This is a genomic window from Thalassotalea sp. 1_MG-2023 (assembly GCF_030546745.1).
In the GTDB taxonomy this organism is placed as follows: domain Bacteria; phylum Pseudomonadota; class Gammaproteobacteria; order Enterobacterales; family Alteromonadaceae; genus Thalassotalea_C.
Window position 1 is genome coordinate 204873 of sequence record NZ_JAUOPD010000001.1, and the last position, 13308, is coordinate 218180.

Below are 13308 nucleotides of genomic sequence, written 5' to 3' on the forward strand. Positions count from 1 at the left end.
TAAGTGATAATAGAAAAATATCATTAAGTGATAGAAAAGTATATCAATAGCGCTTTAATACCCAGCACACTAGTCTTTAACAACATTTTTATTGATCGTTTTACCTTCATACACTGAATGTATTAAATATCGTTAAAAAATAATTTGCTGTGAACAGGTTTTTCGGCCATTTATATTATGGTTGAAAGCATGCATGTTCAAAACGGATTTAATGGTTAACACTGGATGAGGCAAGGATTGTAAGGTGGCTTCCAGAGTATGTGTATATCTCACCTCGTAGGTCACAAGTACTTAACTGTTAAATTTGGAGAAAGTAGTGCAACGTTATATCGCTCTTGATGCCTTTCGTGGGCTCACCATTGCTTTGATGATTCTGGTGAATACACCAGGGTCTTGGTCGCATGTATATGCGCCGTTATTACATGCAAAGTGGCATGGTTTAACCCCCACTGATCTTGTCTTCCCGTTTTTTATGTTTATTGTTGGTTCAGCTATGTTTTTTGCTTTTAAAAAGCAAAATTTTCAATTAGATGCACCTCTAGCTTTTAAAGTGATAAAGCGCGGATTTTTAATTTTCTTAATTGGTTTTTTATTAAATATTTACCCATTCACTGCAGATCCAGACACATGGCGAGTGATGGGGGTATTACAACGAATTGGTATTGCCTACATCTTTGCAGCGTTTATTGTCTTGTTGTTTAAACAGCGTGGTGTTCTTGTTACTTCTGTGGTTATTTTGATTGGGTATCATTTTTTATTGATGACGGTTGGCGAGGGTGCATATGCGTTAGAAACTAACTTGGTGCGTCAAGTTGATGTTGCTTTATTAGGGGCTAATCATATTTATGGCGGTTTTGGTGTACCGTTTGATCCTGAAGGGCTTGTTAGCACGATACCGGCTATTGTTAGTGCATTATTTGGTTTTGAGGTCACCCGTATTATCAGTCAAGTAACAGATAAGCGAGAGTCAATGATTAAACTTATCCAATTAGGGGCGATTGGCGTTCTTGCCGGTTTAGCCTTGGACTTTATTATTCCGATTAATAAAGCATTATGGACAAGTTCATATGTTATTTATACCGCAGGATATGCCTGTTTAACCTTGGCAATTTTTGTCTACCTGATTGATATCAAAAAATTAGAAAAGCCGATGAAGCCCTTATTAGTATATGGTACGAATCCGCTGTTTATTTATGTGCTTTCATGGGTTTGGGTCGCGAGCTATGTTTTTTTCCCTGTTGGCGAGGGTAATGTTCATCACTTTATGTTTAACAGTTTATCCGCTATTTTTCCGGCAAAATTTGCCTCATTTTTATTCGCCTTTTTACATGTTGTATTTTTTTGGTGGTGTTCAAAATGGCTATATGAACGCAAAATTTTTATCAAAATCTAGAAAATATAGCTTTCAAGGCTATGTTAAGCCGCTTTGAAAGCCAATGTTTATAGCGTGTGAGTATTTACAGCTAAAATGTCGGTAAGCATGAAAACTTTTCTACTGGTGAACAAGTCAGTAATGCCGTAAAACTAGATGCATAAAAGCTTAGCTGTATTCATTACGGTTTTTACATGGTTAAGGCAATCAACAGTTTACACACGGAATATTAATTACAACAAAAGGACACTTTTATGAAAACAAACTACACAGGGGTAGCGTTAGTACTGATTACTTTTTTTGCTATCTCTTTTATCACAAATATTTTAGGGCCGTTATTCCCATCATTGGTTCAAGACTTTGATATTAGTCTTGCCGTGGCGGGCTTTTTACCGTTTTCTTTCTTTGCGGCTTATGGCGTTATGTCGATTCCTTCAGGCATTTTAGTGGATAAATACGGTGAAAAATTTGTCATGTTAGCTGCCTTTGTAATGGCGGCAACAGGGTCTTTTCTTTTTGCGTTAAACCCTAGCTTTTTCATGGCGATGGGGTCGTTATTTTTAGTGGGTACTGGCATGGCAATGTTACAAGTTGCGATTAATCCATTGTTACGGGTATCTGGCGGCCAAGAACATTTTGCGTTTTATTCGGTGTTAGCCCAATTGCTTTTTGGTGGCGCTGCAACATTAAGCCCAATTGTGTATAGCAATGTTGTACAGTCAATGGCAACAGGTGAAACGTCTGGCATTATTGGTTTTTTCAATAGTAATGTTCCTGCGAATATGAGCTGGCTTTCAATGTATTGGATTTTTGCGGCTGTATCTGTCGCAATGCTGATCTTAATTGCGCTCATTAAATTGCCAAAAGTTGAATTAAAAGAAGACGAAGCTGTTGGTGCGATCGGTATTTATAAGCAATTGTTGAAAAACAAATCAGTGATATTATTTTTTATCGGTATTGCTGCATACGTAGGAACAGAGCAGGGTGTTGCTAACGCTATTTCAATTTTCTTAGAACGCTACCACGGGTTAAATCCAGTAACCGTTGGGGCAGAAACCGTGAGTGAATTTTGGTTGATGTTGACCATTGGCTGTCTGTTAGGTTTAGTGCTTGTTAAATTATTAGATAGCCGTTTAGTCTTGAAGCTTTTTTCTGGAGGTGCAATGATAGCGCTGTCATTTGCGTTATTTGGTAGCGCAGAGGTATCAGTTATTGCCTTTCCGTTAGTGGGTTTTTTCTTATCGGTAATGTGGTCAGTGATATTCTCATTGGCGCTAAACTCAGTGGCAGAGCACCACGGATCGTTTGCGGGCATATTATGTACTGGCATTGTCGGTGGCGGCTTAGCATCACCGTTGATAGGTGTAATAGCTGATTTAACTGATGACTTACGTATTGGTATGGTCGTGGTGTATATCACCTTAGCGTATATTTTTGCTATTGGCTTTTGGGCTAAACCTCTGGTGGTAAATAAAACCATTAAGTTGTTTAACAAGCCAACTGCTGATTCAACGGCTACGTAATATGAATAAGTAAAAAGAGAAGTTTTTTAAATGGCTGCTCATGTTGGGCAGCTAAACAATAAGGTAATCTAAACATGAAATTATCACGAGTATTCCTGGCATGCAGTGCAATGGCACTTAGTATTGCTGGGTGTAGCCAGGAAAAAAACGTCAATTCAGCCGAGGGCTTGGTATCACCAACACTGACAAGCATAGATCAAGCGTCGTTAGATACGCTAGCCACTACGCTTGATGTAAAATATCAAGTATTAAGTAACATCGAGACTGACTGCCCTGATCGTGATGGTAAAGAAATCAAGCATTGTTTCAGCGCCCATATTAAGTTTACTTCACCAGAAGATATAGCGGTGAAGGATTGGCATATTTATTATTCACAGGTTTATCCAATTTATGCCGGAAAATCAGATACGCTAGACATAGAATTTTATAACGGTGATATACATCAAATTTCACCAACAGAGAAGTTTTCTGGTTTTAAAGCGGGCGAAACACAATCTATTCAAGTGTATATGGCAGCAACTGCGGTTACACATTCGCAATTAATGCCAAATTATTGGATCGCGGGGAATAGTTTAACTCCCGCCGTCATTGATAGTACAAGAACTACAATTAACCCAGAAACAAAGTTAGAACTTACCCCTTGGATCGAACCTTACACGGATATTCCGAAACAAATTAAATCAACGCCTGAAGACATTAACCAATATGCCAATGCTGAATGGTTATATGAGCACAATGCTGATATTGAGGTAGATGATAGCCAGTTGGCGACTACTGTTATCCCTACACCTCGTGAACTGACAGTAACTGATGCTGATAAACAGCTTGATGTCTCACAAGGTTTAAAAGTGAGCTACCTTGGTTTAGAGGCTTCAGATGTCAGCGCGGCATTCGAGCGATTAGCTAAACTAGGTGTTGAGCAATCAGAAAATGGCACTGCGGTTAATATCAAAATTGACAAGGCGTTACACACCGCTGAAAGCTATGAATTAACAACTTCAGATGAAGGTATTAACGTTGCCGCCGCTGATTTAGCAGGGGCATTTTATGGAGTACAAACGCTCGCAAGCTTAGTGGATGTTGATACACTTGCTTTACCTTATGTCACAATAAACGATGCGCCTAAATATGCATATCGTGGTCAGCATATGGATGTAGCACGTAACTTTCATGATAAAGCGATGATCTTTCGTTTAATTGAACAAATGGGCGCATATAAATTAAATAAATTGCACATGCATTTAGCCGAAGATGAAGGCTGGCGTATTGAGTTACCCAGCTTTCCTGAACTGACAGAAATAGGAGCTAAGCGTTGTTTAGACTTGTCTGACAAACACTGTATGCAACCGCAATTAGGTGGTGGTGATGCTAGCGAACGTGATGGTTATTACAGTGTACAAGATTACCTTGAAATTCTTAACTACGCGAGTCGTCACCATGTACAAGTGATCCCCTCGTTAGACATGCCGGGACACTCTAGAGTTGCAGTGAAAGCGATGGAATCAAGATATCATCGCTTTATGGCAGAAGAAAACGAAGTTGAAGCGACAAAATATTTATTGTCAGATTTTGAAGATAAAACAGAATACCGCTCTATTCAAAACTATAACGATAATACCATTAACGTTTGTTTAGAATCGTCATATGCGTTTGTTGATCAAGTTTTAGAAGACTTAATAGCACTTCATAAACAAGCAAAACACCCACTAAATATGTATCACATCGGTGCTGATGAAACGGCAGGTGCCTGGATTGAATCACCAGCATGTAAGGCATTAGTCGCTGATACAAGTAATGATGTCTCTGATATTAAACATTTAGGCGCGCATTTTATAGAACGTGTTTCTAACATGATTGTCAGTAAAGGTATTTCTGTTGGTGGTTGGAGTGATGGTTTAGGCGAAACTCACGCTGAAAACATGCCAAAAGATGTTTATTCGTATATTTGGGGCTCTTTACCCGGTGGCGCACATAAAATGGTCAGTGAACAAGCGCACCGCGGTTGGAACGTTGTGTTATCAGTACCTGATGTTTTCTACTTTGACTTCCCATATGAAGTAGATCCTAAAGAACGTGGCTATAATTGGGCTTCACGCCGTATAGATAGCCGTAACGTATTTAATTTTATTCCTGATAATTTACCTATTAATGCAGAGTTTCGTTTAACAACGCTAGGTAAACCGTTTGAAATTGATGACACAATACAAAAAGATGAAGCGGGTAAAGTGGTTCATCAACCACTACCACAAGGCTTTACCGTTGCGGGTGTTCAGGGGCAAATATGGAGTGAAACGATTCGCAGTGAAGAGCAAGCCGAATATATGCTTTATCCGCGTTTATTGTCGTTAGCAGAGCGCGCATGGCATGAAGCTGACTGGTCAGTATCGTATAACTATAACGGTGCTAAATACAATCAAGATACCGGTGTGCTTACTGATGAATTAAAAGCACAGCGTAACAAAAAGTGGCAAACGTTTGGTAATGCTATTGCGCAGAAAGAACTTATTAAACTTGATAAGCTAGGTGTGTTTTACCGCGTGCCAACCGTTGGCGCAAAAGTAATTGATGGCCAATTACATATCAATAGTTCATTGCCGGGGCTACCACTTGAGTACCGCGTAAAGGGCGGCGAATGGCAGGCTTACACAGCACCTGTAGCTGTTTCTGGTAAAGTTGACGTTCGAGCAAGAAATGCTGCTGGTGACCGTGCTGGTAGAAGTTTTAGCGTTCAGTAAATATTAACAAGTCACTTGCCGAGCGACTGCGAGCGCTCGGCATCTTTCCATCTGTATATAGGTTTTTCAATGCATCCCACCTCACTTGTTACTTTAGATATCGGTGGTACTAAAGTAAATTTTGGTCGATTTCGCAATGGTATTATTGAGCATAATCAAGAAGTGCCTTTTTGTGCGCATGGTAGTTCAGCACAGATACGTCAGTTTTTAATTGATGGCATTGCTGCAATGATCGCAACAGATACGACTGCTATCTGTATCGGTGTACCGTGTATTGTTGATGTTGAGCATGGCATCGTTTTCGATGCGGTTAACATTCCTGCATGGCAAAAGTATCCGCTAAAAGATGAGTTGAGTGAACATTTCGATTTACCCGTATACATTAATAATGATGTAAATTGTTTTGTTGCAGGAGAAGCAAATTTTGGTGATGTTGCCCGTTTTGAGAAAAATGTTGTTGGAATTTGTTTAGGTACTGGTTTTGGTACAGGGTTTTATTTAAACGATCAATTGTATGCTGGCCATAACTGTTGCGCGGGTGAGCTCGGCGGCATTCCGTATTTAAATGGCACACTTGATGATTATTGTTCAGGTTCTTTTTTTACAAAAATGCATCATGTTAATGGTGCCGAATTGGCAGAAAGAGCACGCGCGGGTGATGTTGCAGCACAAGCTATTTTCCATGAATTTGCTCAGCATTTAGCAAAAGGCATCAGCTACTTAATGTTTACGGTTGACCCAAAAGTGATTGTTGTTGGTGGTTCTGTCGCCAAATCGTTTGATTTGTATATTGATTCGCTTTGGCAGTCATTAGATAGTTTTCCTTATAAAAAAGTACGAACTAACTTAAACATCGTAAAAAGTGAACTTAAAAATGCCGCATTACTTGGCGCTGCAGCGCTATATATAGGCAGTTGTTAATGCAGGGTCTACCCGACTAGGCATCATATTTTCAATGGATGGTAATAAACCAATCATCGTTAACATGTCAGCTGTATTACCGCGTGTTGCGTTAAAAATACGTAATATTATTTGATTTTTACGACAGAAGTTTTTCAAGATCAACAACATGCCTAAACCAGCTGAATCGATATAAAGTGTGTTTTTAAAATCAATATCGATGTGAGTAGTCTGTTGGCGACATAATCTTTTCAGCGCGCAAACAGTTTGATGGTGAGCGTAGGTAAAGGTTTTATTTACTTCTAATAAAACAATGAAGTTTTGGTAACTAACTTTGGGTGCTGCGTTCATTAAAAAACCTTGTAACGAACGTCCGTGTTGACAGTGAATGACCTAGAAAAACGAGACAGAATTATACGTATAAACTCATCCGACCACAAATATTTCTCATCCATATAAAGTAAGTATTCAGCAAATTTTTTTGAAAATTTATTGACGTTTAACCAAGGTTTTACTCTTTTTATATCAATAAAATTTATCTTTTAGCTAAAAATAACTAAATATATTTATCTTTTAGTTGGCGATACAGTCAGTTGATGACGCACGCGACAATCTGATGAATATGCTAAATGCACTACATTGCTATATTGATGGGAAGTTTCAACCAAGTGAATCTTACTTTGATAATATTAGTCCGATAAACGGTGAAAAAATTGCGGATATTGCTGAGGCAAGTCCTCAGCAAATTGATTCCGCTGTTCATGCTGCAAAACAGGCGCTTAAAGGCGACTGGGGGCAAATGAGTGTTCAGCAGCGAAGCTTGTTACTACACAAAGTCGCTGATCGTATTGAAGCAAGGTTATCTGAATTTATCGACGCTGAAATTGCCGACACAGGTAAATCTTTGCATCAAGTTGAAACCATCGATATTCCCCGTGCTGCGGCAAACTTTCGCACTTTCGCAGATTTGGCAAAATTTCATACCGGGGAAACCTTTGTCACTGATACGCTTAGTGGTGAACAAGCGCTTAATTATTCAATTAATAAACCACTAGGCGTCGTTGCGATTATTTCACCTTGGAATCTACCTTTACTGTTGGCAACCTGGAAAATAGCGCCAGCATTAGCGTGTGGTAACTGCGTGATTTTAAAGCCTTCCGAAGAAACATCATCGACAGCCTTTTTATTAGCCCAAGTTATGGATGAAGTAGGTATTCCTAATGGAGTGTTCAATCTGATTCTAGGGCGCGGTAACAAAGTTGGTGACCTACTTACCGAGCACAGTAAAGTAGACGCGATCACATTTACGGGGTCGTCCTCTACAGGGCAACATATCATGAAAAAGGTAGCCTCAGGAGTTAAACCGATTTCCTTTGAGCTTGGGGGTAAAAATGCTGCTATCGTTTTTCAAGATGCAGATATTGATAAAGCCGTTGCCGGCGTAGCTCGCTCTTCTTTTACTAATTGTGGTCAGGTATGCCTATGTACTGAGCGCGTCTATGTACACCGTGAAATATATCAAGATTTTGTCGAGCGCTTAGTAAAAGCAGCCAAAGCAATAAAAATAGGTTATCCGAAAGAGCCAAAGGTGCTTATCGGGCCATTAATTTCAAAACAACATCAACAAAAAGTATTGTCCTACTACCAACAAGCAAAAAAATCAGGGGCAAAGGTTCTTACCGGGGGAGGTGTGCCTAACTTTGGTGATGAACGTGATAATGGTTGTTTCATTGAGCCAACTATTATCACGGGGTTGTCGGATCAGGATCCGATCAATCAAGAGGAAATTTTTGGCCCGATATGTCACGTTGCAATGTTTGATAGTGAACAAGAGGTAATAAGTCGAGCCAATAACACAATTTATGGTCTTGCCGCTGCTATTTGGACTGAAAACTTATCAAGAGCGCATCGAGTAGCTCCGAAAATGGATGTTGGTCTTGTGTGGGTCAACACTTGGTTTTTACGTGATCTTCGCACACCTTTTGGTGGCGTTAAATTATCTGGCATCGGTCGAGAAGGGGGCGCGCATTCTATGGCATTTTATAGCGAAGCTACCAATATTTGTATCAACATTGATAAGAGCGAAAAATGACGATGGAAAGTAAAGTACTAGCAGAAAAAGCCGTACCGCGAGGAAAATTTCCACATGTAAAACGTGCAGGTGATTTTATCTACATTTCAGGTACGAGCTCAAGACGGCCAGATAACAGCTTTGCTGGCGTGGAAGTGGATGAGTTCGGTGCAACGACCTTAGATATTCGTGCTCAAACAACAGCGGTGATTGAAAACATTCGTGATATTTTACAATCCGTTGATGCAGAGCTATCAGATTTGGTCGAGATCAGTACGTTTTTGGTCAATATGAATGACTTTAAAGGGTATAACGAAACCTACAGCGAATTTTTCGACATTGATGGGCCGACAAGAACAACCGTTGCCGTGCATCAACTTCCGCATCCTCATCTATTAATAGAGTGTAAAGCAATCGCATATAAGCCATTAGCAAAGAGCGAGAAATAGCTATGAAAGCAAAGTTAGCGGCGTTTAACTTCATGCAATGGATTGAAGATCACAAAGACCTTTTACAACCACCCGTGGGGAATGTTCAAGTTTGGCAGAATACCGACATGATGGTCACAGTAGTAGGAGGGCCTAATCAACGAACTGATTTTCATGATGATCCTGTTGAAGAGTTTTTCTATCAACTGAAAGGCGATATGGTGCTAAAAGTGATTGAAGAGGGCAAGTGTAAAGACGTTTTTATTCGTGAAGGAGACGTTTTTTTCTTGCCAAAACACGTACGACATTCCCCGCAGCGCCCAATGGCTGGCAGTATTGGTTTAGTGATAGAGCCTAAACGACCAAACGGCGTGAAAGATGCGTTTGAATGGTATTGTTTTGATTGCGGCGCATTAGTGCATCGAACCGAAGTGCTGTTAACGTCAATTGTTGACGACCTTCCTCCAGTGTATCAGGCTTTTTATCAAGATACTCAAGCGAGAACCTGCCCCCGCTGTCAAGCGGTACACCCTGGCAAAGAACCGCCGAAAGGTTGGGTTACACTAGAGGAGCGAAACTAATGCAAGTAGTCGATATACATTCACATTTTTTCCCAAAAGAATGGCCTAGCCTTCAAGAAAAGTTTGGTGGTAACGATTGGCCTTGGTTACAGCACTTACCGAATGAAAAAAATGAAAGTGGTTTTGCAAAAGCCATGTTAATGAAAGGTGATAAAGCATTTCGACCCATCTATGCCGCTTGTTGGGATCCTGAAATAAGATTGGCAGAAATGGATGCACAAGGTGTTTCACAGCAAATTATTTCTGCCACGCCGATCTTATTTGCTTATGAAAAGCCCCTTGAACAAGCGTTGTACTGCGCACAATTATTTAACGATGCTGCACTGGATATTTGCCAACAAGGTAAAGGGCGACTATTCGCTATGGCTCAAGTGCCATTACAAAATGCAGATGCCGCTTGCATAGAAGCGAGTCGAGCAATAAAGGCAGGTCATGTTGGTGTGCAAATCGGTAACCATGTTGGTGAAAAAAACATGGATGATGAAGGTGTATTAACCTTTCTTCAACATTGTGCGGCAGAAAATATACCGGTGTTTGTTCATCCTTGGGACATGATGGCAGCAAGTCGCACTAAAGATTACATGATGGGTTGGACAGTTGGTATGCCCGCTGAAACACAGCTTTCTATTGTTTCGATGATCTTAGGGGGAGGTTTTGACCGTATTAGCCGTGATTTAAAAATGTGTTTTGCCCACGGCGGTGGCGCTTTTACCTTTTTGTTAGGGCGTTTAGAAAATGCATGGCGATATCGTGATATTGCGCGTGGTAAATCGGAACATCCACCAAGCTATTACCTTGACCGATTTTATTTAGATACCGCCGTGTTTGACCATGATGCGCTTGCATTATTGGTTAAAAAAATGACCACCGATCGTTTACTGTTCGGCACTGATTACCCTTTCCCGTTAGGTGAGCAAAAAATGGGTGAGTTAATTAAAACAGCGCCAGATCTAACGGATGCCGAAAAGCAACAAATGCTCGCCACAAATGCACAACAGTTTTTTTCCTTGCCGACTTGTTAATTGAGAATGTTATGACCTTTGAAAATACCTTAGCTTATGCACAAAAACTTGATAATGACGACCCGCTCGCGGGCTATCGAGATAAATTCTTTCACCCAGTCATAGAAGGTAAGCAAGTATTATATTTCACCGGTAATTCATTAGGGCTACAACCGAAAACGGCAAAAGATTACTTACAAGTAGAGCTTGATGATTGGGCGGCATGGGGTGTAGAAGGACACTTTCACGGACGTAACCCTTGGGTGAGTTATCATGAGATGTTAACGCCAGCAAGTGCAGAGCTTGTTGGTGCAAAAGCATCAGAAGTCGTGTGCATGAATTCGCTGACAACCAACTTACATTTATTGTTTGTTAGTTTTTATCGTCCAACAAAACAACGCTTTAAAATTATCAGTGAAGCTAAAATGTTTCCATCTGACCGTTACTTACTGGAAACGCAAGTAAAACACCACGGTTTTGAACCTGATGAAGCCATTATTGAAATTTCACCGCGAGCGGGTGAATTTACCATCAGAGAAAGCGATATTTTAGCAGCGATTGAAGAGCATCGTGATGAGCTTGCTTTAGTGTTTTTTGGTGGGGTTAATTATTTTACCGGTCAGCTATTTGATATGAAAAAACTGACTGCAGCGGCACATAATGTTGGTGCATTAGCAGGGTTTGATTTAGCGCATGCTGTTGGAAATGTGCCGTTGAAGCTTCATGAATGGCAGGTAGATTTTGCCGCGTGGTGTACTTATAAATATCTCAATGGCAGTGCCGGTAATGTCGGGGGGATTTTTGTGCATGATAAGCATGGACAAGATACCGAAATACCAAGGTTTGGAGGTTGGTGGGGGCATAATAAAGAACGCCGCTTTTTAATGGAAAATACCTTCGAGCCCATGCCCGGCGCTGAAGGTTGGCAATTGAGTAATGTGCCGATAATGGGCATGGCTGTTTTAAAATCTTCGTTGGATATTTTTCAGCAAGCGGGCATTGAGGCATTACGTAAAAAAAGCCTCAAGTTAACTGCTTTTTTGCAGTACGTGTTTGATGATGTTGTTAACAAGTTTACAAATATTGAATTGCAAATTATTACTCCTACAGCACCAGAGCAACGTGGTTGCCAACTATCAGTAAAACTAATTGGTACAGACAAAGGTTTTTTTAATCAATTAACCCATGCTGGTGTGATCACTGATTTTAGAGAACCCGATGTGATTAGGCTTGCACCCGTGCCGCTGTATAATTCATTTGTAGATATCTATCAATTCGGGCAAAAATTAAATGCCCTGCTTGAGGAAATAACCAATGATCGCTAACCCAGCTATCACGATCAACGGTGCTGGACCTGTCGGCGCATTGCTAGCGTTGATGTTGGCAAAGCGTGGTTATGCTATTGATCTATTCGAATCTCGACCAGATTCACGAAAAACAAATATATACCAAGGGAAGTCAATTAATTTAGCGCTTTCCGATCGCGGTTGGAAAGCCTTAAATGCAGTGGGAATTGATGAGGAAATTCGCCAACAAGCAATTCCCATGTACTGTCGCGTAATGCACGATACTGAGGGCAATCTTACTAAACAACATTATGGTAACAACAACCAAGCCATTTGGTCTGTTTCTCGTGCAGGGATTAATGAACAATTAATGACATTAGCAGAGCAGCAAAATAACGTGTCATTATATTTTTCACATCGGCTTACCCAGCATGACTTTGAAACGAACACTGCGTTATATGTTGATGGGAAAAATCACGTTAAGCAACATCAAACCGATTTGCTTTTTGGTGCTGATGGTGCTTTCTCAAAAGTTAGACGATTAATGCAAGAACTGCCACGGCAGCGAATTAGCTATAGTTTAGAATACATGCCGCAAAGCTACATTGAATTAACCATTCCCGCGGGTGAAAATGGCGAACATTTGATGGAAAAAAATGCGCTACATATCTGGCCACGTAAAGACTTTATGTTGATCGCATTACCGAATGCTGATGGTTCGTTTACTTGCACCTTGTTTATGGATCATCAAGGCGAGAATTCGTTTTCTGCATTAACGGAACATGAAACAGTCGCCGCGTTTTTCCAGCAGCACTTTGCCGATGCGCTACCGCTGCTAGATAATCCGATTGAAGAATTTCTTGCAAAGGCACCTTCACCGCTATGTTTGGTGCATGTTTACCCTTGGTTGGTAAACGATCAAGTAGCCCTTATTGGTGATGCTGCACATGCAATGGTGCCATTTTATGGTCAAGGGATGAATTGTGGTTTTGAAGATTGTCGTGTGTTGTGTGAATTACTTGATAGTTTTCAAGGAGATTGGCAGCAAACATTAATGGCCTACCAACAAGAGAGAAAAGAAAATGGCGACGCGATTATTGAATTAGCAAAGCGTAACTTTATCGAAATGAGTGATTTTGCCGGCGATGAACGCTTCCTGTTACGTAAAAAAATAGAAGCTCGCTTTCATCAGCGCTATCCCGATTTATGGATCCCACTTTATTCAATGGTGACATTCTCGCCAAATATTCCCTACAAAACAGCACTGGAAATAGGTGACATTCAAGCCAAAATTATGGATGAAATTATGCACATAGAGAATATTGAGCAATGTTGGCAAGACGAATCTGTAATGACGACCTTATATGATATGAGTCGTGACAGAATACCGCTGATCAAGCAAGAGGTATAA

The 13308-nt window shown here is 40.5% G+C and carries 11 protein-coding genes; 10 read left to right on the forward strand and 1 reads right to left on the reverse strand.

Translation table 11 applies throughout. The annotated features are described in order from the left end of the window. The first annotated feature begins 316 nt into the window (after positions 1-316). The 4 genes from Q4489_RS00855 (at position 317) to Q4489_RS00870 (ending at position 6551) form a co-directional block, all read left to right on the forward strand. Positions 317-1393, forward strand: coding sequence for an acyltransferase family protein (locus Q4489_RS00855; protein ID WP_303475841.1), 1077 nt, complete (start codon positions 317-319; stop codon positions 1391-1393). Positions 1394-1626: 233 nt separating this feature from the next. Beyond that, positions 1627-2895, forward strand: a complete 1269-nt coding sequence (locus tag Q4489_RS00860; protein ID WP_303475843.1) for an MFS transporter — start codon at positions 1627-1629, stop codon at positions 2893-2895. A 74-nt stretch (positions 2896-2969) separates the two neighbouring features. Continuing rightward, a complete protein-coding gene (locus tag Q4489_RS00865; protein WP_303475846.1) occupies positions 2970-5630 on the forward strand; it encodes a family 20 glycosylhydrolase in 2661 nt (886 codons plus the stop codon). A 69-nt stretch (positions 5631-5699) separates the two neighbouring features. Then, positions 5700-6551: an ROK family protein gene (locus Q4489_RS00870; protein WP_303475848.1), complete on the forward strand. Its 852-nt coding sequence runs from the start codon at positions 5700-5702 to the stop codon at positions 6549-6551. Here the strand turns inward: Q4489_RS00870 and Q4489_RS00875 are convergent. After that, the gene (locus tag Q4489_RS00875; RefSeq protein WP_303475849.1) at positions 6531-6881 is read right to left on the reverse strand and encodes an STAS domain-containing protein; all 351 of its coding nucleotides are present in this window, start codon (positions 6879-6881) and stop codon (positions 6531-6533) included. The genes Q4489_RS00870 and Q4489_RS00875 overlap by 21 nt on opposite strands. Positions 6882-7146: 265 nt before the next feature. Here Q4489_RS00875 and Q4489_RS00880 point away from each other — a divergent pair, with 265 nt between their 5' ends. From Q4489_RS00880 to Q4489_RS00905, 6 genes are read left to right on the forward strand one after another with little or no spacing between them, the layout of a single operon-like run. Continuing rightward, entirely contained in the window at positions 7147-8622 is a 1476-nt protein-coding gene (locus tag Q4489_RS00880) for a 2-hydroxymuconic semialdehyde dehydrogenase (protein ID WP_303475852.1), read from the forward strand. Further along, complete coding sequence (locus Q4489_RS00885; protein ID WP_303475854.1) at positions 8619-9050, forward strand: RidA family protein; 432 nt, start codon at positions 8619-8621, stop codon at positions 9048-9050. Before Q4489_RS00880 ends, Q4489_RS00885 begins: the two co-directional genes overlap by 4 nt. A 2-nt stretch (positions 9051-9052) precedes the next feature. Beyond that, a complete protein-coding gene (locus Q4489_RS00890; protein WP_303475856.1) occupies positions 9053-9610 on the forward strand; it encodes a 3-hydroxyanthranilate 3,4-dioxygenase in 558 nt (185 codons plus the stop codon). After that, the gene (locus Q4489_RS00895) at positions 9610-10632 is read left to right on the forward strand and encodes an amidohydrolase family protein (RefSeq protein ID WP_303475858.1); all 1023 of its coding nucleotides are present in this window, start codon (positions 9610-9612) and stop codon (positions 10630-10632) included. The genes Q4489_RS00890 and Q4489_RS00895 overlap by 1 nt, the downstream gene beginning before the upstream one ends. A gap of 11 nt (positions 10633-10643) precedes the next feature. Beyond that, entirely contained in the window at positions 10644-11936 is a 1293-nt protein-coding gene (gene kynU, locus Q4489_RS00900) for a kynureninase (protein WP_303475860.1), read from the forward strand. Next, positions 11926-13308, forward strand: coding sequence for an NAD(P)/FAD-dependent oxidoreductase (locus Q4489_RS00905; protein ID WP_303475862.1), 1383 nt, complete (start codon positions 11926-11928; stop codon positions 13306-13308). Before kynU ends, Q4489_RS00905 begins: the two co-directional genes overlap by 11 nt.